Origin of the sequence: Companilactobacillus sp. FL22-1 (assembly GCF_043951805.1) — a bacterium.
Lineage (GTDB): Bacteria > Bacillota > Bacilli > Lactobacillales > Lactobacillaceae > Companilactobacillus.
Genome location: NZ_JBINJY010000001.1, coordinates 155,953 through 178,639, shown reverse-complemented (window position 1 = coordinate 178,639; position 22,687 = coordinate 155,953). Strand labels below are relative to the sequence as shown.

At 36.8% G+C, this 22,687-nt stretch carries 23 protein-coding genes; 11 read left to right on the top strand and 12 right to left on the bottom strand.

What is annotated here, in order from left to right; genetic code table 11:
- Positions 1-29 precede the first annotated feature (29 nt).
- Together ACG72T_RS00820 and ACG72T_RS00815 are read right to left on the bottom strand one after the other, a co-directional pair.
- Positions 30-1,646 carry an ABC transporter permease gene (locus ACG72T_RS00820; protein ID WP_395264040.1) on the bottom strand — a complete coding sequence of 539 codons (1,617 nt, stop codon included), beginning with the start codon at positions 1,644-1,646 and terminating at the stop codon, positions 30-32.
- Positions 1,636-2,556: an ATP-binding cassette domain-containing protein gene (locus tag ACG72T_RS00815; protein WP_395264039.1), complete on the bottom strand. Its 921-nt coding sequence runs from the start codon at positions 2,554-2,556 to the stop codon at positions 1,636-1,638. Before ACG72T_RS00815 ends, ACG72T_RS00820 begins: the two co-directional genes overlap by 11 nt.
- A gap of 193 nt (positions 2,557-2,749) precedes the next feature.
- Between ACG72T_RS00815 and ACG72T_RS00810 the strand changes: the two genes are divergently transcribed.
- Positions 2,750-3,355, top strand: coding sequence for a TetR/AcrR family transcriptional regulator (locus ACG72T_RS00810; protein WP_395264038.1), 606 nt, complete (start codon positions 2,750-2,752; stop codon positions 3,353-3,355).
- 23 nt (positions 3,356-3,378) lie between these two features.
- Here the strand turns inward: ACG72T_RS00810 and ACG72T_RS00805 are convergent, their stop codons facing one another.
- Complete coding sequence (locus tag ACG72T_RS00805; RefSeq protein ID WP_395264037.1) at positions 3,379-4,005, bottom strand: endonuclease III domain-containing protein; 627 nt, start codon at positions 4,003-4,005, stop codon at positions 3,379-3,381.
- 146 nt (positions 4,006-4,151) lie between these two features.
- Here ACG72T_RS00805 and ACG72T_RS00800 point away from each other — a divergent pair, with 146 nt between their 5' ends.
- Positions 4,152-4,418, top strand: coding sequence for a hypothetical protein (locus tag ACG72T_RS00800; protein ID WP_395264036.1), 267 nt, complete (start codon positions 4,152-4,154; stop codon positions 4,416-4,418).
- A gap of 58 nt (positions 4,419-4,476) precedes the next feature.
- Here the strand turns inward: ACG72T_RS00800 and pcp are convergent, their stop codons facing one another.
- The 8 genes from pcp to ACG72T_RS00760 all read right to left on the bottom strand — a co-directional run bounded on the left by pcp (position 4,477) and on the right by ACG72T_RS00760 (position 12,711).
- Complete coding sequence (gene pcp, locus ACG72T_RS00795; RefSeq protein ID WP_395264035.1) at positions 4,477-5,076, bottom strand: pyroglutamyl-peptidase I; 600 nt, start codon at positions 5,074-5,076, stop codon at positions 4,477-4,479.
- Positions 5,077-5,180: 104 nt separating this feature from the next.
- Complete coding sequence (locus ACG72T_RS00790) at positions 5,181-5,510, bottom strand: ribonuclease G (RefSeq protein ID WP_395264034.1); 330 nt, start codon at positions 5,508-5,510, stop codon at positions 5,181-5,183.
- A 65-nt stretch (positions 5,511-5,575) separates the two neighbouring features.
- The gene (locus ACG72T_RS00785) at positions 5,576-6,310 is read right to left on the bottom strand and encodes a sulfite exporter TauE/SafE family protein (protein ID WP_395264033.1); all 735 of its coding nucleotides are present in this window, start codon (positions 6,308-6,310) and stop codon (positions 5,576-5,578) included.
- Between the two features lie 91 nt (positions 6,311-6,401).
- Positions 6,402-7,868: a cardiolipin synthase gene (cls, locus tag ACG72T_RS00780; protein WP_395264032.1), complete on the bottom strand. Its 1,467-nt coding sequence runs from the start codon at positions 7,866-7,868 to the stop codon at positions 6,402-6,404.
- 111 nt (positions 7,869-7,979) lie between these two features.
- A complete protein-coding gene (locus ACG72T_RS00775; protein ID WP_395264031.1) occupies positions 7,980-8,678 on the bottom strand; it encodes a zinc metallopeptidase in 699 nt (232 codons plus the stop codon).
- Between the two features lie 5 nt (positions 8,679-8,683).
- Positions 8,684-9,133 (bottom strand): hypothetical protein, encoded by a 450-nt coding sequence (locus ACG72T_RS00770; protein ID WP_395264030.1) that lies wholly within the window; start codon positions 9,131-9,133, stop codon positions 8,684-8,686.
- Between the two features lie 29 nt (positions 9,134-9,162).
- Positions 9,163-11,922: a YhgE/Pip family protein gene (locus tag ACG72T_RS00765; protein ID WP_395264029.1), complete on the bottom strand. Its 2,760-nt coding sequence runs from the start codon at positions 11,920-11,922 to the stop codon at positions 9,163-9,165.
- A gap of 33 nt (positions 11,923-11,955) precedes the next feature.
- Complete coding sequence (locus tag ACG72T_RS00760) at positions 11,956-12,711, bottom strand: alpha/beta hydrolase (protein ID WP_395264028.1); 756 nt, start codon at positions 12,709-12,711, stop codon at positions 11,956-11,958.
- Between the two features lie 69 nt (positions 12,712-12,780).
- Between ACG72T_RS00760 and ACG72T_RS00755 the strand changes: the two genes are divergently transcribed.
- On the top strand, positions 12,781-13,491 hold the full coding sequence (locus tag ACG72T_RS00755) for a ribonuclease H family protein (protein WP_395264027.1): 711 nt from the start codon (positions 12,781-12,783) through the stop codon (positions 13,489-13,491).
- A gap of 86 nt (positions 13,492-13,577) precedes the next feature.
- Here the strand turns inward: ACG72T_RS00755 and ACG72T_RS00750 are convergent, their stop codons facing one another.
- Positions 13,578-14,525 carry a DUF1002 domain-containing protein gene (locus tag ACG72T_RS00750; protein ID WP_395264026.1) on the bottom strand — a complete coding sequence of 316 codons (948 nt, stop codon included), beginning with the start codon at positions 14,523-14,525 and terminating at the stop codon, positions 13,578-13,580.
- Positions 14,526-14,699: 174 nt separating this feature from the next.
- On the opposite strand from ACG72T_RS00750, the gene ACG72T_RS00745 reads away from it, so the two are divergent.
- The 8 genes from ACG72T_RS00745 to ACG72T_RS00710 all read left to right on the top strand — a co-directional run bounded on the left by ACG72T_RS00745 (position 14,700) and on the right by ACG72T_RS00710 (position 22,426).
- On the top strand, positions 14,700-15,755 hold the full coding sequence (locus tag ACG72T_RS00745) for a D-alanine--D-alanine ligase (RefSeq protein WP_395264025.1): 1,056 nt from the start codon (positions 14,700-14,702) through the stop codon (positions 15,753-15,755).
- Positions 15,756-15,857: 102 nt separating this feature from the next.
- Positions 15,858-16,769 (top strand): L-lactate dehydrogenase, encoded by a 912-nt coding sequence (locus tag ACG72T_RS00740; protein WP_395264024.1) that lies wholly within the window; start codon positions 15,858-15,860, stop codon positions 16,767-16,769.
- A gap of 171 nt (positions 16,770-16,940) precedes the next feature.
- The gene (locus ACG72T_RS00735) at positions 16,941-17,864 is read left to right on the top strand and encodes an L-lactate dehydrogenase (protein WP_395264023.1); all 924 of its coding nucleotides are present in this window, start codon (positions 16,941-16,943) and stop codon (positions 17,862-17,864) included.
- Between the two features lie 320 nt (positions 17,865-18,184).
- The gene (locus tag ACG72T_RS00730) at positions 18,185-18,622 is read left to right on the top strand and encodes a CAT RNA binding domain-containing protein (RefSeq protein WP_395264022.1); all 438 of its coding nucleotides are present in this window, start codon (positions 18,185-18,187) and stop codon (positions 18,620-18,622) included.
- 51 nt (positions 18,623-18,673) lie between these two features.
- Entirely contained in the window at positions 18,674-19,042 is a 369-nt protein-coding gene (locus ACG72T_RS00725) for a PRD domain-containing protein (RefSeq protein ID WP_395264021.1), read from the top strand.
- Positions 19,043-19,241: 199 nt separating this feature from the next.
- Complete coding sequence (locus ACG72T_RS00720) at positions 19,242-20,723, top strand: PTS transporter subunit EIIC (protein ID WP_395264168.1); 1,482 nt, start codon at positions 19,242-19,244, stop codon at positions 20,721-20,723.
- 16 nt (positions 20,724-20,739) lie between these two features.
- Positions 20,740-21,957 carry a MalY/PatB family protein gene (locus ACG72T_RS00715; protein ID WP_395264020.1) on the top strand — a complete coding sequence of 406 codons (1,218 nt, stop codon included), beginning with the start codon at positions 20,740-20,742 and terminating at the stop codon, positions 21,955-21,957.
- The gene (locus ACG72T_RS00710; protein WP_395264019.1) at positions 21,950-22,426 is read left to right on the top strand and encodes a PTS glucose transporter subunit IIA; all 477 of its coding nucleotides are present in this window, start codon (positions 21,950-21,952) and stop codon (positions 22,424-22,426) included. The genes ACG72T_RS00715 and ACG72T_RS00710 overlap by 8 nt, the downstream gene beginning before the upstream one ends.
- Positions 22,427-22,687 lie beyond the last annotated feature (261 nt).

Here is a 22,687-nt window from a genome sequence, read left to right as displayed (position 1 = left end):
TTCGACGAACTTTTTTGGTTGTAACGGTTTTAGTTGATGATTAGGTCCCGGCGACGATAGCCTAGATAGCCAATAATCATTAAAATAACGGCAAATCCTATCTGCCACCAGAAGGTGCTGACTTCAAAGTTTTTAATCGGTACTTGGTCGATGAATCCAAAAGGCGTCAATTTTTTTGTCCAATCAGGTAATTTGAGCAGCTTGCCAAAGTACTGTACAAAAAAGGCCAAAACTAAATAGCCATAGTTCAAATTAGCTAACTTTGGTAGCCAGCCAATTAAACAAGCAGAAATTCCTAACATAATTAAGATTGGTGACAGATAGCCATAGAAACTGCTCATGAAGATATCAAAGTTCAATGGTTGTTTCATAACGGCGTTACCACCTAGGTATAAGCCACAAACACCAGCAAAGAGTACCGCGATGCTTGAGAGGGTTCCTAAGATTAAGACTGAACAAAACAATTTCAAGCGGCTGGTTGGTGTGGCGTGAATTATCTCAAGGTAACCTTTACTTTCACCGGTTTTAAGATAGTTGATAATCGAGATACCAGGTACGAGGGCTAGTGCCGCAAAAACGATCATTAAAACTGCCAGAAATTGTTTGATGATCAAAAGGTTGGCAGCATTAACGGCCTTAGTATCTAATAATTGTTTCAATAAAGGATTGGTCTTGAGAATATCGCCAATAGTATTAAAGATTGAGCCATAAGTAGCACCCAAAATCATAATACCGATAAACCAGATGATAATGCTGACCCGGTTTAAACGCCAAAAGAGTGATAATGGTCCACGCAAAAAAATTGTGGCATTGGCTTTTCCTGGTCTAGTGGCAATCAATCCTGAACCGATATCACGATGACTGTTTAAGTAAAAAGCCAAGCTTATTAATAAAACTGACAAAAATAACATCAATAAAACTGGCAGCCAATTATTATCTTTGTAAGTTGAAAACTTTTCTACCCAGCCCATAGGCACATACCAAGTATATTTAGGATGGGTGACATCAGTGATCATCCGTGCAATATACATAATGCCAAAGACCAAATAAGAGAGGATTGTCGCCATCCGAGCGTTGTCGGTCAATTGAGCCATCACTGCAGCGATAGTCGCAAACATAAAACCGACTGCTCCTAAGCCCAAACCTAGTAAGAAATTACCGTTAGTATCTGTACCAGTCAAGTTGGCAAACTGTAACCCTAGTCCGTAAATCAAACCGATTCCTAAATTCAAAAAGAAGAGCTCCAATAGGGTGGCAGATAAATTAGATAGTCGACCGACTGAGTGAGATTGAATCATTTCAAAAATTCCAGATTCTTCTTCGCCACGGGTACTCTTGATCATGAAGTTGAAGTTCATAATGGCAGCCACAATCGCCATAAAGACGGTCATTTCTGAAGCAAAGACATCGGCAGTAGAATAAGGTCCAGCAGGCATTTTTCCGAATAACGATACCATAGCAGGTGTCTTGAGGGTTTTAATAATTTGATCGATTGAATTTTGATTGCCGTAAAGTGTCGTAAATTTGCTTGCAACACCGACGAAAAGAGCCATCAAAACGACTGCCCAGATAATTAGTTTGAAGCGGTCACGTTTGAAACTAAAGCGAGTGAGAAAGAATGTTTTTTGAAACTTTTCATTTATCATTATGACTCACCTCATCAGTTGAATAATAGCGCATAAAGAGGTCTTCCAAAGTTGGCGGAGTGGCTTGTAAGGTAACAATTTGTTTCTGAACTAAGTAGTTCATTACCGAGTCAAGCTTGTCAGAATCAACCGAAAGAGTCAGAGTTTGGTCAGATTCTGTAACGACGTTATGGACACCTGGTAAAGTTTTTAATTCGGGAGTGGGCGCTTTAGTTTTGACCTTGACTACAGTTCTAGTCAGGTGGCGCATTTCATCAAGAGTACCAGTTTCAACGATTTCTCCATTACGAATAATACCGATATGGTCACACATCTTTTCAACTTCAGATAAAATATGACTCGATAGTAGAACTGATTTACCCGCTGCTTTCAACTTGAGAACTTCTTTTTGAAAAATTTCTTCATTCAATGGATCAAGGCCAGAAGTTGGCTCATCAAAGATATAAAAATCCGCTTCTGTTGAAAAAGCAGCAATCAGAGCAACCTTTTGACGGTTACCTTTGGAATAAGTTCGAGCTTTTTTGGTGGGGTCGAGCTGAAATTGTTTGATGAGTTGATCGGTGCGGGTGGAATGCTGACTGTGGCTAAGTTTCAGAAACAAATCGATGATTTCTCCACCAGTAAGATTAGGCCAAAGATAAACATCGCCAGGCACATAAGCAATGTGTTTGTGGATCTCGACAGCGTCTTTGTAAACATCTTTGCCGAAAATCGTCGCCTGACCTCCTGTGGCACGCAAAATACCTAGTAAAGTTCTGATGGTAGTTGATTTGCCGGCACCATTAGGTCCAATGAAGCCAAAGACTTCACCGGGATAAATATCGAAAGTAATATTTTTTAAAGCTTGAAATTTGCCAAAACTCTTTTGAAGATGATCGATATGAAGTGTAGGCGTTTGTTCGTTTAGCATGATATTTAACCTCTAAAATGAAATATTTTTCTTGAATAGTTCACTATTTACCGAGTATATTAGAGCCAAGCAATACCAAAGTCAACAACTAGGCAGGCGGGGATTGAACTATTAAATAGCTGATCTTCAAATACCTTGTTGGATTAAATAAAAAAATGAACTATTCGCATAAAAAATATTTGAGGTAATTATCATGGTTAATAATTTCAAGCGTAAAAATGATAAAAAAGAGAGTATTTTAACAGCGGCGGAGAAGATCTTCATTGAACAAGGTTATAAAAAAACCTCCATTGCTCAAATAGCAAAAGAGGCAAAGTCGTCACAAGTGACACTCTATAAATATTTTCCCAGTAAAGTTGAATTAGCCCGGACAGTCGTAATTAAATTAATTATTGACGGTTATCGCCAATCGGAAGAGGCACTAGATAACTCACAAGATAGCTTTATTAAAAAAATGGAGAATATCATGTCTTATGGTTTAAATATGTCCAACGCTATTAATGATGATTTTGTAGTATTCATGTATAACGAATTCAGTGGTCAAAATGGTGATCGCCGCGTTCGAGACACTTACAATAAATACAAACACGGTTTCTGGAAAAAGCTGTTAGATCAAGGCAGAGCAGAAGGGGCGGTTGATTCTGAGATAACTGACGATGGGGCAATCATCTATTTAGATATGTTCATTAACTACGCTATGAGTACTGATCCTGTTAATCCTCACAGTGCGATTGAAATCAAGAATCACGAAAAAGATTTAATGCATCTTTTCTTTTATGGCATTATCGGCCGAGCATAATAAAGCCTGGTGATTTTTAAGAGCTATAAGGCTGGTAGTTGTAATTGGTAGTCTTTGAAGTAATCACTCTTTAGTTTGCCAAATTCATCGATCAAAGCGTGTAATTCTTCAGCTTGTTTGGATGTGAAATCAAAGTCAGCTTCCACGGCATTTTTTAATTGCATGTAGGTAGGTTTCTTGGTAAACGCATGTAGCTGAGAAAAGAGTTTCATCGCATAATTATCGGCCACAAAAGTTGCTCGATGAAAATAATAAAGTAAGACCACGTCCGCCGTTTCATTACCGATCCCTTTTAACGACAACAACTTTTTGCGTAATTGAGGAGTCGATAATCGTTCCCATTCCGTGAAATTGTCTTGGTAGGCCGTCAGCAAAGAACGCAGGTAGATGGCTTTATTGTGGAAAAAGCCACTTGGTTGGATCAGTTGTTCCATTTCTGAATTTGTTAAATCCAACATGCGTTGAACTTCAAAATTTGTTGCTTGTTTCAAGTTATCTAAAGATTTTTTGATGTTACGTGAATTCGTATTTTGGATCAGAATCATTCCTGATAGCATCTCCGCCACATTTTCAGCCGGCCACCAGTTTTGCTCACCTAATTGTTGTGACAGCATATTGAGTAAGTCATAAATAGTAATTTGTTTGTACAATATCAAAATCCTCCCAAAAGTAATTATCCATCAAACAAAAATACGTCGCAAATGAGCTTGGAGACGTTTTCAAAGACTTTTCGCTTATTTCTGAAAATAATTAGTGCTAACATGTTATACGCTGAATTAATTATGGGGGTGTAATTATGTTAGGGATTATTTTTGTTGTGGTCTCAATTGCCTCTTTGATCCTGGAAAAGTATGTTTTAGCAAATAACTCACACAATTGGTTGGGGGCGATTGTTCCGTTTCTTTCAATTGCCTTTATCGTTTGGATGATGTTAACAAGTCGAATGCAATTTGATTTGACTAATGTAATTCTGGCCATTGTTTACGTTTCATTAAGTTTTCTTTTTTGGGGACAAGGTAATGACCGTTATCACCAAAGAGTCGTCAGTAAAATTTATGAGTAGAATTTAAAAAATAACGTCTGGTTTTCAGAAAACTAGGCGTTATTTTTTTGAATCCAGTTTAAACGATTGCTTTAATGGCTGCGGTCAGACCAATGACGTCATCTTGGAGTGAAAGACAAGGAGTTTTGCGACGGTCGATTACTTGGTTGGGTAGGTAAGGGATGTGAATAAATCCTGCTTTTAGATTAGGGAACTTTTTATCAATTAAATACTGAACCTGATACATGATATGGTTGCAAACAAAAGTTCCAGAGGTTGTTGAGATATAGCTTGGTAAACCCACATTGTGAATTGCTTGCACCATTTTTTTAATCGGCAATTGAGTGAAATAAGCGTTTTGGCCGTCTGAATGAATAGTTTGATCGATAGGTTGAAAGCCTGCGTTGTCCGCAATTCTGGCGTCATCGTAATTGATCGCGACTAATTCAGGGGTTAAGCCGTATCTATTTGAAGACTGGCCAACATTCAGCACGAAATCAGGCTGATTCTTTTCAATAGCTTGTTGAACCACTGCACCAACTTGGTCAAAAATAGTCGGAATTTGTAATTTGATAACTTGAGTATCATCGATTTGATCAGGCAGAAGTTTGACAGCCTCGATCGAAGAATTAATCTGATCAGTACCAAAGGGATCAAAACCGGTTACTAGTATTTTCATAAGAACAACCTCCCATTGTAAGTTAATATCATCTTAAGCTTTTTTAAAAATAGTTCAAAAAAAGCATCCTTTGCTAGTCAAAGAATGCTAATAGAAAGATTATCTTAATAGTTAAATAAACTGATTATTGCAGTAAAGAACAAGACATACAAGACTACGATCACAGCGGCAATAATGAATTGTACTAAGCCAGCACGGTTCCAAGTTGCTTGCACGGCTTTAAAAGTTTCAACGTCTTTGTAATTACCATTTTGCCAAGCCCAAGTATTGCCTTTGAATCCAACAACAAAGACCCAAACAATATTAAAGAATGGAATTAAGCAAAGTAAAGGTAGGTAAGTCCGATTACCGATCCCCCAAAAAATGTTGTACATAAAGGCGCCCCAGTTCCAGCCCTTAACTTCTTCTGGAATAGATGTAGAATTTTCATACATGATAATAATCTCCCTGTGTTTTTTGAAATACATATTTTTTCAATATGTAAGGCAGAAATATTATATCATGAATGTTTAATTAAAAGCATCAAGCCAAAGATTATTAGGATGACATAAACATATTTTGTAAATTGCTGACTATCAATCTTTGACCCAATCCAGTTACCAAGTGGTACAACGATAAAAAGTAGCGGAATAATGGCTGCCAAAAGTTTGACCACTTCCATGCTCCACATTCCTGATCCAAGTTTTCTTAATACGACTAAAGTTCCCACACAGACGAAGTGTCCTTGAAGGATGCCGCGCAATTTATCAGCATCCCATTTTTTAGCGGTTCCATAGACGACGATCGGTACGCCATGACTATTGAAAGATGCTCCTAAAATTCCCGAGATAATTCCAGCCACATAGTCGTATTTATCGCTAAGCTGCAAGCTTTTTTGACTAGGGTGTCTCAATGCATAGAGGTTGTAAACTCCGTACAAGATAATGAAACTTCCCAGGACTTTCATGATGATAATTGGTGAACCGAGTTTAATAATCAAAATACCTACAGGAATACCCAGCAATGAACCGAGAACAAGTCGTTTCAAGGTAGGCAAATCAATGTGCTGACGGTACTTGATTGCTACTGGAATAGCGACTAGAAGACCGAGTGCCCCAATTAAAGCAGTAGAGGTTTGGATATTAAACGAAATTAAGGCCAATAGAGGCATAGTTACGAGTGCTTCTCCGAAACCAAACACAGTTCTCATCAAGGCCCCAAACAGAGCAATCAGTACTACGAGTATGTAAGTCATTAAATAAATCTCTCCTTATTTTTTTACTAATCATAAATAAGAGTGACAACCTTTTTTAGCTGTCACTCTTATTTTGTAAGCTGATTTTTAATTAGAGAATTGGTGATAACAATCTGGAGAACCGTTGCTTGAAGTGGAGCCAAGCACCTTGTTCTTTGATTATATCTGGAGTCAAAAGAATCGAATCGTCCATATCTTTTTCAAAAGCCCGAGCAATTTGATGAGCTACCTTGGCATCATAAATAAAAGCGTTGGCCTCAAAGTTCAAGGAGTAACTTCTAAAGTCATGATTCATTGAACCAACGGAACAAATTTTGCCATCAAAGACAGAAGTCTTCGAATGTAAAAAGCCTTTTTGATAACTGTAGATTTTGATACCATAACTCGTCAGCAAGTTAGCGTAATACTGAGTAGCCCGATAGATAAAGGGATGATCAGGCATACAAGGAATCATGATCCGGACATCAACACCTGATCTGGCAGCAATCGTTAAAGCTGTAAACATAGGATCATCTGGGACTAAATAAGGTGACTGAATCCAGACACTCTTCTTAGCTGATACGATCATATCAATGAAGCCATCCTTAAGGATCTCTTCTCGACTATCAGGACCATCAGTAATGATTTGGATAGGTAAATTAGCGTCCGTATTAAATTTATCGGATGGGAAGTACTTTTCAGTAAAGGCTAACGGCTTAGCATTTCGGTCTAGTGAAGCATTCCAATCTCTGAAAAAACGTTCCTGCAATAGCAAGGTAGCCGGACCAAAGATCCTAGAATGGGTGTCTCGCCAATAACCGAATTTTTCAGTTGTATTAACATATTGATCACCAACATTGAAGCCACCGACCCAACCAAATTTACCATCAATGACAACAATTTTTCTGTGCAAGTGATAGTTGAGTCGAGTTTTGGCAATGACGTTTTTTGAAGTGATGAAAGGTAAGACCTCGCCACCAGCAGCTTGGAAAGTCTTGAAATATTTAGGCTTAGTCCCATTAGATCCCCATGGATCGTAGAGTAAGCGGACTTCCAGACCCTCTTTGGCTTTTTGCGTCAAAAGTTCTAGGAATTCATCCCCAATGTGACTTTTGATGAAAGCATAATATTCAACGTGGACGGTTTCTTTGGCGTTTTTAATGTCTTCAAACATCTTTTCAAATTTAGCTTTACCATCGAAGAAAAGTTCAATCTCGTTGTGACGTGTCAGAGGAGCTTCCTCAGTCTCATTAAAGAATCGAATGATATGTTCTGCATAGCGCGTTTCATCGTACCGTGAGGCGTTTTGAGGTCGCTTTTGAGCAGTGATCGCCATTTGCTTCAACTGACTTAAACTGTAGTGTTCCTGTTTGCTAATATTAAAGATTTTTTCTTGAGCAATCCCACGACCCAAGAAGGCGTAAATTAGGAATCCCACAATTGGTAACAAGACCAGCACTAAGATCCAAGCCCAAGTAGTAACAATATTACGAGGTCGATGGAAAACTGTAATCAAGGCTGAAATGGTATTGACTGTTAAGACAATGAGAACTAGCCAGATGATCCATACATCAATCATAAAATAAATTCCCCTCTATTATTCTTACTAGAAAGTTTACTTCAAAAAACTAATAAAATCTAATTTTTACGGCTTTTAAGAAAAATAAAAAAGCCGTTTGCACGGCTTTCATTAATTTCGATTGTTACCAAATATTAAAATTAAACGTAATAGCTGTAGAGCAGTTGAAATAACCGCTGCTACATATGTTAATGCAGCTGAGAATAAAACTTTTCTGACCATTGGCACTTCATCGCTGTCGAGAATGTCTCCTGAGCTTAAAATACTAATAGCTCGGTTGGAAGCATTGAATTCAACTGGTAAAGTTACGACTTGGAATAAGACGACTAGAGCAAAGAGCCAGATTCCGATGGTGATCAATGTGTGGTTCATTCCTAAAAGGGCACCAATAATGATCAAGGGAATTGATACATTCGATCCTAAATTGACGGCTGGGACTAGAGCAGCTCTCATTCGCATAGGAGCATAGCTGGTCTGATCTTGAATCGCATGTCCACATTCGTGAGCAGCGACACCGATGGCCGCAACTGAAGTTGAATCATAAGTCGATTCAGATAAATTTAAAGTCTTATTGCCAGGATTGTAATTATCGGTCAGTTTACCACCGACACGATTGATTTGAATATCTTGTAAGCCCGCACTATCCAGAATATATCTGGCGGCATCAGCACCGCTTTTACCACGATGACTGGTGAACTGATCATATTTTTGGAAATTATGATTTACGTACCAGGATGCCCAGAGACTGATGACTAAACCAATCAGAATCAATAAATAGCTCGGACCAAAACCATAACCATATCCGTACATATATGTTAACTCCTCTTTAATGTATTGTTGTTAGAAGTATTATATCCATTATTTGTGAAGTTTTCTTGAAAAAGATGATCAAGTTGATTAATTTTGATTGTTTTTAAAGCCAGTTGGTCTTTGACAAAGCTTAAAAGTCGATCGGCAATCTCTTGCTTTTCCGCATTCGTCAAAGTTTTAACAGTGACCATTAAGGCGGCAGAATGCTGATTCAAATCAAGGTCGCTCAAAGAGATCTCAGCTACGATTTCGTCATGGTGTTTCCGATTCAAAAACCAGTAGATACCTTCATTCCGCATGATAACTTTGGCGGTATTAGAAATATATTCTGTCGTCGGATCGATCTGCATACCCAAGAATTCACTTACAGCTTTTAAATTAAAATGGGTTGGAAAATCCCAAAAGAAATTTTGGGTGATGAAAGGTCGATAAGACTTCATTTTTATCTCAGACATTGAAACAACTTCTCCCTTTTACAAACAAATTACTCAACGAGCATACTCTTCTTAGCACTCTTGTGTAGCTTGTGGATGAATGGTTTGAGCTTTTCAGTCGTAAGTAGACCTAATAAGTAGAAGGCTACACCAAAGGCTATTAATATAATAATATCTTTCGTGGCATTAGGCCAATATATTCCACCGACAGCTTCACGGATCAAGTTGACCGCATAAGTAAATGGCAAGTACGGATTAATAAATCGGAAGAACCCATCTGACAAGACTACTGGGAAGTTTCCACCGGCACCAGAGATGGACAGAACTAAGATGATGATTCCTAGGCCTTTACCGACGGTCCCAAACATCTGAACTAGTGAGTAGAGAATGGAAATAAAGACTAGACTGACCAGCATACAGAATACTACCAGCAAGACTTTTTCCTTGGTATAAGCATGCAGAATGTATAAGTTACCCAGAGCTGCGGCAATGGCTTGAAGTTGATTCAAAAAGCCAAAGGTCAAGAAACGGCCATTAAATCTTTGCTTAAAGGTGTAACGCTGTTTTTGACGTTCATTGAGTTCAAAATGCACTGTGAAGACACTGGAAAGCAATAATGCACCGACCCAAATACATAGCGCCAAGTAGAATGGAGCACTAGCTGAACCGTAATTTGGTACGTCATACAAGTTATCCTGCTTCAACTTAACAGGGTTAGAGAAGAAGTCGGATTCCTTATTCGCATCGGATTTCATCAATTTGATCAAGGCGTCTAAATCGACATTCTTTTCGCCTTTCTTGAGCAAGGAAGCGGAATGATGAATATCTTTCTTCAACTGTGGCCAATCATTTTCGATGAAGTTGTTGGCAGTAGATAGAGCTTGTTCAAGTTCAGGTGTCTTGGAGTTGACCAAGTTCAAAGTTGTAGTCAATTCATTTTCGATCTGAGGCAATTGATATTGTACAAAGAACGTTGCTGTGGCCAATTTCTTTTTGAGGGTAGGGTAATCATTATTGTAGAAATCATTAGTTAAGTTGATTCCGGTAATAATATTACTCATATTGCCGTTCAGTAATTGATTGGCATCGTGTATTTCATTGCCCACGGCAGGTAATTGTTTTTGATACTTTTGCAGATAAGTTAAAGCTGTTTCTAGGATACCCTTGGTATTGTTCAAAAGACCAGGAACAGCAGGGATGATGTCCGTGTTGATATCGCTTAGAGTTGTTCCAGCATCTTTTAAGAAGGTCGAAATACTACTAATAGTGCTAGATACACTATCCATAATATTGAGACCCTTCAAGGTATTGATACCATCGGCTATCTTATCAGCCTGTGTTTGTAGATCAGCTAGTTTAGCCTGCAATTGAGTTGTATCCAAGCTGTCATAATTGTCCAAAATGTCATTAGCTTTGGCAGCTAAAGTATCATTCAAAGCAGACAAGTCATTTAAGTGTTGGATTGGCTTATCCAAAGCTGTAGTTGGATCTTTGCCAAGTTGTTGAGCAACATTGTTGTAAAGTGTTTGTAAGTCAGACAATGAAGAAGCAATCTGCTTACTTACAGTTGATAGTTGAGTTGCATCGTCAGCTACATTTTGAATTACAGTCTTTAATTGTTCTTTAAGTTGTTGATTGGTTGGGTCATCTTTGATCTTATCAATCAACTTACTGATATTTTGCATTGAGTTACTGATCTGAGTAGCAATATTAAAGATCATCGACAATCCTGTATCAATGGTAGTTTTGATCACTGGTATAGCCTGCTGGATCTTTGGAATCAGTTCATTGTTGGCTTTTTCAACAGCACTTTGCGCATCTTTACCAAGTTGTTGCACTTCAGGCATTACTTTTTGAACTTTTGTAATCACGGAAATACCATTTTCAACTTGATTTATGCTGTTGGTCATTAATCCAGAGATTTTTCCAAAGTCATTGTCGACTTCATTGATCTGTGAACCAGCGTTTTGAATTTCGGGGATTTTTGTCTTAAGGTCCTTGGCAGCAATCCCACCAGCATCTGCTAGAGGCAAGAAATTATTCAAATTAACCAATTTTTGTGCATCTTGATTCAATAGTGGCAAGTAACCGTACATATCGTTGGCTTCTTGTAACTTCTGGTTCAAGTTTGGAACTAAGGTGTTAGCCTTTTGGACTTTGTCCATAATACTTTGTAATTCAGGCATATTATCATTGGTCGTGATCAATAAAGCCGATAGACGTCTTAACATAGGTAGATTATGTTGTAGATCACCACCGGATTTGTTCAGTACGCTAGTTATCGTTTTACTGATAGTTCCGACAAACTCATCTGAGATAGTATTTTGTAACGTCGTTGCACCTGTCTCAGTCAGCTTCGGGGCAATGGCGTTTATCTTCTGATTAACTTTGAAGACCAGCGTAGGTTTCTTGATATTACCAGATAAGAAACTAATGATATCCTTCGAAAAGTTTTTAGGGATATAGATACCAGCATAGTAGGAACCGTCTTTTACCCCTTGATCAAGTTTTTCTTTGGAACTGACAAAAGTCCAGCCCAATTTGTGATTCTTTTTTAGATTGGAAATCAGTTGATCACCAATTTCGATTTTTTGACCTTGCAATTCAACAGCTTGATCATCTGAATAAACTGCGACTTTCAGGTCACTAGTGTTGGAATATGGGTCCCATAAGGCCCAGACGTTGAACCAACAATAAAGACATGGCAAAATGACCAGTGCCAACATGAGTAATGTCGCTGGTTTTGATTGTAATGTCCGTTTAATATCTAGTCTGAATAGCTCCCAAGCTTTGATAGAAATCCCCTCCAAATTCCTGTTAAAACTGAATGCCGTTATATAACGCTAGGATAACGGATTGTTGTAAATAAATCCATTAACAGTGTCTAAGATTTCCGAATCATCGTGAAGCATTGAATGCTCAGCGGTTGAGCCTTTAATTAAATATTCAGTGTACTCCTTGACCCTTGGTTTAAGGATGTAGGAGATGGATTTGGCTGAAGTCACTGAAATGTATTTGTCGCTGTTTGAGTGGTCATCAACATTACCAAAAATATTTATAACACGAAGATCATCTGAAACGTTATTACGGTTAACAAAGATTCTAAAATATGTTGGACTCATAAATGCTGGACGTCCATTTGGTTTGAGACGATTAATATTAGGTAAGTCGCCTAAACCAATAATTCCATTGAATGGTCCAGCAATGAGTACTAATTTCTTTAGCCTTGGCATGTATGAACGCATTTTTTCACGTAAACTTGTCAGTACTAAAGCTACGGCACCTAAAGAGTGCCCAATTGCGTCATAGGTTTCAAACTCGTGTTTTGTCCGTAAATCGAATAAGAGTTTTAATAACCAATATTCCATCTGGTTGCTGCCAACCCATTTATTTTGAAAAACCACTTGAACAATAGGATGTTCATCCTCAGTCCAGATTCCTTCATATGTGATTTTGCCACGCCAGTTGATGGTGGCTTTAAGGAACTGGTCTTTTTTCTTACCATTACAGTTCAAAGCTGATTCAATCATTTTCTGTGTCGTATAATCCCCACCCCGAAAACCGTGGATGTAGAGAATTGGCCATTGCCCATTTTTCATAAATTCACCCCAACAAGATATTATTATATAATTATTATTGAGAAATTTTAACCAAATGAGGTATGACAATTGCAAAAATATTATGCAGTAAGACGTGGAAAGAAACCAGGTATCTATTTGACCTGGGCAGAATGTAAAGCCCAAGTCGATGGATTTTCGGGTGCGAGATACAAAAGTTTCACTGATCGAGCCCAAGCTGAAGCCTTTTTGGGTGGCAAGGATTCTTACATTAAGAGTACAACGAAATCAAAATTGAAACCACAAACAGAAGCAAATAAGCGAAAAACTTTAGATATTGCAGATTTTGAAACTGTCGTTTATACCGATGGTGGTTCCAGAAATCATGGTAATTTTAAAGGTGGACACGTCATGACATCGGACAAAGGTGCCTGGGCCTACCATATCAGCAATCATGGTGAAACATTTGAAGGTACGGCAGGTGAATTTGGTGCAACTAATAACCGGATGGAGATAATGGCCCTAATCCAGAGTATTAAACGATTAAATGAATTAAAAATCAATCAACAAAATACGATATTTGTCTTAGATTCTCAATATGTATTGAATGCAATCACCAAGGGATGGCTCAACGGCTGGAAAAAACGCGGTTATAAAAAAGCTGATGGAAGTGTCCCTGCAAATGTTGAATTATGGAAAGAATTAGATGGGTTGTTACCAACTATTCCACAAAAGAGCTTTGAATGGACTAAAGGTCACGCACAGAATATCGGTAATAATCGAGTTGATGAATTGTTGAATGAGACGATGGATAAGATGTAATAGGAAATGATCAGATAACCGAGATTTCAGCAGTCAAATAAAAAAAGCCCACAAAGTTAAAATAACTTTGCGAGCATAAATTACTTTTAATGGAACAAACCGCTAAAGAAAGATACGATACTATCCCAAATTCTTTGTAAGAAGTTACGATTTTCTTGAGTATTTAAATTGTTGAAGATGTTTTTAGCTTTACTCATGATATCGTTACTCAATTTTGAAGCTTGTTCTTTAAAGTTGGAATTCTTCAAAGCTCCAGAATCTCTAATTTGGACCATCAAATTGATAATTTGTTGTTTTTGATTGTCAGTAATGATGTTTTGAAGATTATTCTTTTGTAAGTTGTTATTAACAATTGTAGTAATTTGGTTGACGGTAATATTGCTACCTTCTTTAGCCATGTCTGATTTAATACCAGCAACGGCATTGTTTAGTTGTTTGTCAGTATAACCATCGGTACCCTTATTGGCGTCAGTAATGCCACTCAAAACGTTCATTTCTTTTTGAGCTGCGTTAACTTGGCTCTGATTCAAAGAATCACCACTATTAGAATAAGCGGCATAGATACCAGCTAAGGCACCAGAACCATCGATTGGGGTAGCGGATGTTACATAAATATTGGCATCGCTGATACCTGCTGTAACAGCGGCATTCCGATATTGATCGGCAGTAATAGTTGTAATATTGTTTTTACCATTATAATCGACGATTTTGACATTGATACCAGAACCGGATGATGTCTTTTGAATCAAAGCAGATGACCAAACTCCAGAGTTACTTGTAAATGAATTACCACTTGGATTTAAGTATTTCACTAGAGTATCGCCGGTAACGGTAATTGTATTGTAATTGCTACCGCCGCTAATTTGTGAAGACAAGGCATTGATTGTTCCTTGCTTTTGGTCAGAAGTTAAAGATGTACCTAAGGTCATAACTGGCTGGTCGCTTAAACTATCAGCTTTAACATTTTGTGCTGAAAAAACTCCCAGTGTAATCACAGATAATAAACCTAATAAAATAATGTTTAATTTTTTCAAGGCTATATCCTCCTTAACGCTAATTAAACCAAAAATGTGTGAATAATTCGAGAATTTATAAAAAAAATTTCTTAAACCTAAAGCTGAAATGGTTTTCTGCTTGGGATTGTGCTATTCTATAGGTTCTAGGAATACGCTTAAATAAGAAAAAAATAAAGGATTAGGTGAATAACAATGAAAATTGTCGTTCTTTCAGGTGGAAGAAGTACGGAAAGAAATGTTTCTTTATCTTCCGGAGTTAAAATCACCAACGCACTTCGTGGCAAGGGTTATGAAGTAGCTTATATTGATTCATTTTTAGGTAAGGATGTTGCAGAAGATCAAATAGACGATCTCTTTACAACTGAACCAGAAAGCGAAAGCAAGTTGATCATTGATGACGAAGTTTTAACTGATGAAAAGATCAACGCTCTTAGAACTGACGGTACTAGAGGGTTACTTGGCCCCAACGTATTAAAGATTTGCCAACATGCTGATATTGTTTACATGGGCTTACATGGTGAAGATGGTGAAAATGGTAAGATGCAAGCTGTTTTCGATGTCTTTGATATCAGATATACCGGAAGTGGTACGTTAGCTTCTGGTTTAGCAATGGATAAGAAATATTCTAAAGAAATTTTTGTTCAAGACAATATCCCAACTGCTAAGTATACAACTACTAAGACAGCTAAGATTTTGTCAGAAGATATTCCATTCAACTACCCAATGGTTGTTAAACCTTCCAATGGTGGTTCAAGTGTCGGAACACATATCGTCGAGAATGCAACAGAATTGAGAGAATCAGTTGCTGATGCTTTGAGATTCGATAGCGAAGTTTTGATTGAAGAATATATCAAGGGCCGTGAATTTTCAGTTGCGATTGTTGATGGCTTGGTTCTTCCAGCGGTTGAAGTTACTGTTGATACTGGTTGGTATGACTTCCAACACAAGTTCCAAGAAAATAATGTTACACACTTTATCACACCACCAAATAACTTAGACGATGAAATTCATAGCAAGATGCAAGCTTTGACAAAGAAAACTTTCGAAGCTTTGGGCATGAGTAATTACGGCCGTGTCGACTTCTTACTTCGTGATGGTCAATTGTATGTCATGGAAGCTAACACACTTCCTGGTATGACACCATTGTCATTGATGCCAAGAGAAGCCGAAGCAGCTGGTATTTCATATGCTGACTTGTGTGAAAGAATCATTAAGAGCAAAGTTAAGTATTACGAAGATAGAAAATAAACGTAAGCCGTTAATTCAATTTTGAATTAGCGGTTTATTTTTTTGAGTGTAGAATAAAGAGGGAAAGATATTAAAAAAATTAGATTGCGAGGAAGTTTGCTTATGACAAGAAGAATTGGAATTATTGGTATGGGTAATGTTGGTGCAGCTTGTGCGCACTATATCGTTGCTGGTGGTTTTGTCGATGACTTAGTATTGATCGATCAGAACGAGAAGAAGGTTAAGGCAGATGCACTTGATTTTGAAGACGCTATGGCTAATTTGCCTTATCATACAAACATCTTTGTAAACGATTATTCACAATTAGACGATGCTGATATTATTATTTCAGCAGTCGGTCATATCAGTTTGATTGGTGGCGATCATCCTAATCGTTTTGGCGAACTAAAACCAACTGGAGAATCGGTAACTGATGTTGCTAATAAAATCAAACAGACTAAGTTCCATGGAATTATGGTAGTTATTAGTAATCCTAATGATGTTATGACTTCAATGTATCAACAAATCCTTGGTTTCCCTAAAGAACGTGTCATTGGTACGGGAACGCTTTTGGATTCAGCGAGAATGAAACGTGCAGTTGGTAACGCCTTTTCTGTCGATCCCCGTTCAGTTGAAGGTTATAATTTGGGCGAACATGGTAACTCACAATTTACTGCTTGGTCGACCGTAAAAGTTATGGACCAACCAATTGAAAAATTGGCTAAAGAGTCAGGATTAGATTTGGAAAAAATCAATGAAGATGTCAGAATGGGTGGCTTCACAGTCTTTGATGGTAAAGGCTACACCAACTATGGTATTTCTACAGCTGCTGTCCGCCTCTCATTAGCCATCTTAAATGATGCAAAAATCGAATTACCAGTTTCAAACTATCGTGAGGAATATGGCGTTTACTTATCATATCCAGCTATCGTTGGCCGTGAAGGTATTCTCAAGCAATTGCAATTGGACCTTCCTCAAGAAGAGCTAGATAAACTTCAATATTCAGCCGATTATATTAAGAAGAATCTTAAATAGAGAAGATTGCTTAATTTCAAAATATTATGAATTCCCAGTGGATAACAACTGCTGGGATTTTTTTGTTGCCAAAATGGCTACAATTTAACTAATTAAGTTAAATTAATTATTTTTTAATGAAATTAGAGTATAATGTCAAATACAACTTAAGTTTGAATGAGAGGTAATTTTATGACAAGAAAAGTAGCAATTATTGGAACAGGTAACGTTGGTGCAGCTTGTGCACATTATATCGTTTCAAGTGGTTCCGTTGATGACTTAGTAATGATTGATATTAATGAGAAAAAAGTGAAGGCGGATGCCTTGGATTTTGAAGATGCGATGGCCAATTTACCATTCCACACCAATATTTTTGTCAATGATTACTCTCAATTAGATGATACTGAAGTAATTATTTCAGCAGTCGGAAATATTAAACTGCAAGATCGTCAGACACCAGATCGGTTTGCGGAGCTTGATTTTACTAGTAAAGCAGTTGAAGACGTCGCCGAAAAAATTAAAGCTACTAAATTTCATGGCAAAATTGTGGTAATTAGTAATCCTAATGATGTGATGGTTTCTATTTATCAGAAAATTACTGGTCTACCAAAAGAATGTGTCATGGGAACAGGAACCTTGCTTGATTCTGCACGAATGAAACGCGCAGTTGGTGCAGCGTTACATGTTGATCCACGTTCGGTTGCAGGATATAACTTGGGTGAGCATGGTAATTCACAATTTACTGCTTGGTCAACGGTTAAGGTTCTCGATCATTCAATTACTGAATTGGCACAAAAAGACGGATTGGATTTGGATAAGTTAAATGAAGATATCCGAATGGGCGGTTTTACAGTTTTCAGTGGTAAAAAGTATACCAACTATGGTATTTCAACTGCAGCGGTCAAGTTAACAATGGCAATTTTGAATGACGCATACATTGAATTGCCTGTATCAAATTTCCGCCAAGAATATGGCGTTTACCTCTCATATCCAGCAATTGTAGGACGCAAAGGAATCGTTAAGCAAATTCAATTGGATTTACCTCAAGAAGAGTTAGATAAATTACAATACTCTGCTGACTTTATTAAGAGCAAGCTACCCGCTGAATTTAAATAGTGTTAGGTGAGCGTATCCGTTTGTATGTGTTCATATAATTTAAAATATTTTTAATATAGGTTTTTAAAATTAGTATATTCAAAAAGTAAAAGGCATATCGCTAGTATAAGAATATGCCTTTTTTTTGCCGTTATAACGGGGAATAAGAAAATACAAATATTATTTTTTTTGGATTATAGTCAAGCCTTGATGAAACGGGGATATGTTTAAACTGGTATCACTTTTTTTTGGTTTGCTTAAAAATACACCGTTGACATAACGGCGTTATTAATCTATTGTTCGAAATGTAAACGGTTACTAAAAGACTGGTGGTGCCATCCATGTTTATACGACAGATTCTTAATAACAATGTAATCTTAGTCGAGGATTCTAACCACATCGAAAAATTAATATGGGGAAGGGGTATAGGATTTCAAAATAAAAAAAATCAAAATTATGAGCTAGGGACCAACGATAAAGTTTATACAATACAAAATAGTGAAAAAAATGATGAATTTATTAATCAATTTAATCAATTACTGAAAAAAGTACCGTATGAATATTTCAAGGTCACCAGCAAAATTATTGATATTGCAAAAGAATATACTGGCAATAAATATGACGATTTTCTTTTAATTACCTTAACTGATCATATTTATTTTTCAGTTGGTAGAATGAAGGACGGAATATTTATCGGAAATCCTTTTTTAAATGACTTGAGAGTTCTTTATGAGAGAGAGTTTAATGCGGCAAAGGTAGGTCTCAAGCTTATTGAATAGGTTTCAGGGATAAGTATTCCAGACGATGAAGCTGGATACATTGCGATACATTTGATTGAAAGCAAAATTGAAAGTAATGATGAGCCGAGTGAAATTAAAACAGAGATACTTTTACAGAGAATTGAAGAGATAAGCAATCTTGTTTCTAAGAAAATTACAATAGACAAGAGTGATATTAGCTACAATCGTTTTTTAATTCACTTGAAGTACTTAATGATTCGTTGGGCAAGGGGAACTGATGAAACTGACGAATTGAGTGAATATGAATCAAAATTATATTCTGAAATGGTAAAACATGATCGTAGATTGAGAAAAATATTAAATCTTGTCGTAAAGTATTTTGAAGATCAATTAAACTTTTCACTGAATACATCAGAAAAACTATATCTTGCACTACATATAAAAAGATTATTCAAATAATGGGCTTGTAACTTTAAGTAGGCAATACCTTGTAATCAATTTTATTGGTTATTTGGTTTTGTCTCTTTTTTTGCTTTCAATTAATAAAAAAACAAGGAGGAAACTTCAATTGAGTAATAACAACGAAGCAGTAAACGAAGAAAAGATTAGCCGCAAAACGAAAATCTATGGTTTTTTTCAAGATCTAGGTAAGTCATTTATGTTCCCTATTGCCACTTTAGCAGCAATGGGAATTTTGGTTGGATTAGGTAGTTCTTTTACCGCTCCAGCAATGATGGCAAGAATGCCATTCTTTAAGATTCCAGCCGTTTACAGTATCTTTAGTTTTATGAACACTGTTGGAAGTTTTGGATTTACGTATTTACCTGTAATGTTTGCAATGTCGATACCTTTTGGATTAGCAAAGAAAAATAAAGGTGTTGGAGCAATTTCAGCTCTTGCAGGTTACATTTCTTTAAATATGGGTATTAATTTTATGCTTCAACAGCAACATCAATTAGTTAGTGCAGCTAAAATGCAGTCTGCTGGACAATCATTGGTCTTGGGTATACAGACATTAGAGATGGGCGTTTTGGGCGGTATCTTTGTTGGATTGATCGTTTATGCATTGTTAGAAAGATATCAAGAAATAAAACTACCAGATGCCTTTTCTTTCTTTGGTGGTATTAGATTTATTCCCATTATTAGTGTGATTGTATGTTCGATACTGGGATTAGGTGTGCCATTTGTTTGGCCAACTATTCAGGGATGGATTATTGGATTAGGCCATGTTATTCAAAATGCAGGTGTCTTCGGTCCGTTCTTGTATGGAATTGCCTTAGCTGTCTTAAAGTTAATGGGACTCCATCATATTTTGTTAGCAATGATTCGTTTCACGGATGCTGGTGGTACTGCAGTAGTTGCAGGAAAAACAGTTCATGGTGCCTTAAATATATTTTATGCTGAATTGAATGCAGGAGTTCCAATTTCTGGTAAAGCAACGGCGTTCTTATCACAAGGATTTATGCCAACTTTCATGTTTGGTTTACCAGCAATTTGTTTAGCAATTTATTTCACAGCTAAGTCTAAAAATCGTGACCGAATAAAAGGTATTCTGATTTCCGCAGCTTTAGTAGGTTTTGTATCTGGAATTTCTGAACCAACAGAATATCTCTTCCTATTCGTTTCACCAATTCTTTATGTATTCCATACAATTATGCAAGGTCTATCTTTGTCTGTTATGGCATTGTTAGGCGCTAGAATGGGTAATACCGATGGTGGTGTTATTGATTGGATCTTGTTTGGCTGGTTACAACCCGGATCTAAGTGGTGGATATTAATTCCAGTAGGGATAGTCTGGTTTGCAATATACTTCTTCGTTTTCCGTTGGTATATTTTAAGGAAAAATGTCAAAACACCAGGTAGGGAAGATGATGGAGCTGCGGTTATGACTAAAGGAAATGGAATCTATGATCCAAAGGTTATCTTAGGGGCTCTAGGTGGTGCTGGAAATATCACATCACTAGATAACTGTGTTACACGTTTGAGATTGATGTTAAAAGATCCTTCAAAAATGAATGAAGATACTTTGAAACAGTCAGGGGCTCTTGCAGTTGTTAAAGCTGATAAAGCCGTTCAGGTTGTATACGGTGCTCAAGTTCAAAGTGTAAAAGATGGTCTAGAGAAGGAAATGGGTATATAGGAGGAGCAACTTTAAAATGAAATATGATTTTGACGATATTGCAGACAGAGGCATTGACAATGCTAGAAAATGGGATAAAGAAATTGTTAATAAAAAATTTCCCGGACTTCCAGATGATTTTATTCCACTTTGGATTGCTGACATGGACTTTAAAGCTGCTCCAGAGATCAGAGATGCGCTAACTAGAATGTCACAAAATGGAGCATATGGCTATACATACGCTACTCAAGAATGGTTTCAAAGTGTTATCAATTGGCAGCTGAAAAAACATAATAATCACATTGAACAAGAATGGGTGACCTTAGGATATGGAACAGTTCCAAACATGCACTGTTTAGTTCAAACTTTAACTGAACCAGGTGATTATATAATAATGAATACACCTGTATATGGTCCGTTTGCTTATGCTGCCGAGCATAATGATAGACGAGTTATCACAGTTCCTTTGATTTTAAAAAAAGATCGTTATTATTTAGACTTTGATAGAATCGAAACAGAGATGAAGAAGAACCATCCAAAGATAATGATGTTTTGCTCTCCACATAATCCTAGTGGAAGAATTTGGAGTAAAGACGAGCTACTTAAAATAGCACAGCTATGTTTTGAAAATAATGTAGTTATGGTTAGTGACGAAGTTCATTCTGAGCATATTATGGAAGGACAATTTATTTCTGCACTCCAATTGCCAGAAAAATACCTGAATAATTTAGTTATGTTCACTTCCCCAAATAAAGCATTTAATCTTGGTGGACTTAAACTATCATACTCAATTATTCCAAATGAACAGTTAAGATCAGCACTTAGGATGCAATATATAAAAAATTCTGTTACCTCTCCTAATGTTCCGGGACAAATTGCAATGACTACTGCATATAATGAATGTGGTGAGTGGTTAACACAGTGTGAAGCTTATATAAAAAAGAATTTACAAATTTTCGAAAAGGCTTTGGAAAGCGATTTTCCAGAATGGAAATTATTAAAGGTAGAATCCTCATATTTACCATGGGTAGATATTTCAAATTCTGAATTCGATATGCATACTATTGCACAAAATATGGCAATGAATGCTGGTGTCGTTGTTGGTATAGGTGATGATTACGTGGCAGACGCCAATGACTTCTTGAGATTCAACCTAGGTACTTCCAGAGAACTTGTTGAAGAGTCAATGGAGAGGATGGCTAAGGAATGGAAAAGAATGAAACTAAATAGTCAAAGGGTGTTGAAAAATGTTTAATTTTTTTAAGAAGAAAAAAGGCAATGAACTAGCTGCTCCCATAGATGGAAAATTAATTTCAATTGAAAATGTATCGGACCAGGTTTTTTCTCAGAAAATAATGGGTGATGGTTTTGCGGTCGAGCCAGATTCAGATGTAGTAGTCTCACCAGTGAAAGGTGAAATTGTAAGCATTTTTCCAACAAAACATGCAATCTCTATAAAAGACACTAAAGATATGGAAATATTGCTTCATTTAGGGATTGATACTGTAGATCTGAATGGTAAGCCATTTGAAATGTTGGTAGAAGAAAAGCAACATGTCGAGGTTGGTGATCCGCTAGTAAGAATGAGTAGACAGGAAATTAAAGACAATAAAAAAGACGATACCGTCATACTAGTGCTACCTGGACAAAATAACCTTCACTTTGATCCAAGTATTACAGAGCGAGAAGTTAAAGCTGGTGATATGTTAACAACAGTTGGATAATTTTATATATCAAAAATTATCAATAAATAGATATAGCACTATATGAAAGAACGCATGCATAACGCTACGTTCTTTTTTCTTTATCTTGGTATATAAGACATTTGAGTGATTGTAAATTCATTAATGAAAAAAGATTATACTTATGAAAAATTGGTTAGACCAATTTCAAAGTGGTATCTTTTTATGAACCCATAATAAAAAATACCACTTAATTTTTACAACGTTATAAGTGTTGATATAAAAGGATTATTAAAATAAACC

Bases quoted from the DNA above. Each gene is read 5' to 3' on its own strand.
- ACG72T_RS00820 (WP_395264040.1), bottom strand. From the start codon at position 1,646: ATGATAAATGAAAAGTTTCAAAAAACATTCTTTCTCACTCGCTTTAGT.
- ACG72T_RS00815 (WP_395264039.1), bottom strand. From the start codon at position 2,556: ATGCTAAACGAACAAACGCCTACACTTCATATCGATCATCTTCAAAAG.
- ACG72T_RS00810 (WP_395264038.1), top strand. From the start codon at position 2,750: ATGGTTAATAATTTCAAGCGTAAAAATGATAAAAAAGAGAGTATTTTA.
- ACG72T_RS00800 (WP_395264036.1), top strand. From the start codon at position 4,152: ATGTTAGGGATTATTTTTGTTGTGGTCTCAATTGCCTCTTTGATCCTG.
- pcp (WP_395264035.1), bottom strand. From the start codon at position 5,076: ATGAAAATACTAGTAACCGGTTTTGATCCCTTTGGTACTGATCAGATT.
- ACG72T_RS00790 (WP_395264034.1), bottom strand. From the start codon at position 5,510: ATGTATGAAAATTCTACATCTATTCCAGAAGAAGTTAAGGGCTGGAAC.
- ACG72T_RS00785 (WP_395264033.1), bottom strand. From the start codon at position 6,310: ATGACTTACATACTCGTAGTACTGATTGCTCTGTTTGGGGCCTTGATG.
- cls (WP_395264032.1), bottom strand. From the start codon at position 7,868: ATGATTGATGTATGGATCATCTGGCTAGTTCTCATTGTCTTAACAGTC.
- ACG72T_RS00775 (WP_395264031.1), bottom strand. From the start codon at position 8,678: ATGTACGGATATGGTTATGGTTTTGGTCCGAGCTATTTATTGATTCTG.
- ACG72T_RS00770 (WP_395264030.1), bottom strand. From the start codon at position 9,133: ATGTCTGAGATAAAAATGAAGTCTTATCGACCTTTCATCACCCAAAAT.
- ACG72T_RS00760 (WP_395264028.1), bottom strand. From the start codon at position 12,711: ATGAAAAATGGGCAATGGCCAATTCTCTACATCCACGGTTTTCGGGGT.
- ACG72T_RS00745 (WP_395264025.1), top strand. From the start codon at position 14,700: ATGAAAATTGTCGTTCTTTCAGGTGGAAGAAGTACGGAAAGAAATGTT.
- ACG72T_RS00740 (WP_395264024.1), top strand. From the start codon at position 15,858: ATGACAAGAAGAATTGGAATTATTGGTATGGGTAATGTTGGTGCAGCT.
- ACG72T_RS00735 (WP_395264023.1), top strand. From the start codon at position 16,941: ATGACAAGAAAAGTAGCAATTATTGGAACAGGTAACGTTGGTGCAGCT.
- ACG72T_RS00730 (WP_395264022.1), top strand. From the start codon at position 18,185: ATGTTTATACGACAGATTCTTAATAACAATGTAATCTTAGTCGAGGAT.
- ACG72T_RS00720 (WP_395264168.1), top strand. From the start codon at position 19,242: ATGTTCCCTATTGCCACTTTAGCAGCAATGGGAATTTTGGTTGGATTA.
- ACG72T_RS00715 (WP_395264020.1), top strand. From the start codon at position 20,740: ATGAAATATGATTTTGACGATATTGCAGACAGAGGCATTGACAATGCT.
- ACG72T_RS00710 (WP_395264019.1), top strand. From the start codon at position 21,950: ATGTTTAATTTTTTTAAGAAGAAAAAAGGCAATGAACTAGCTGCTCCC.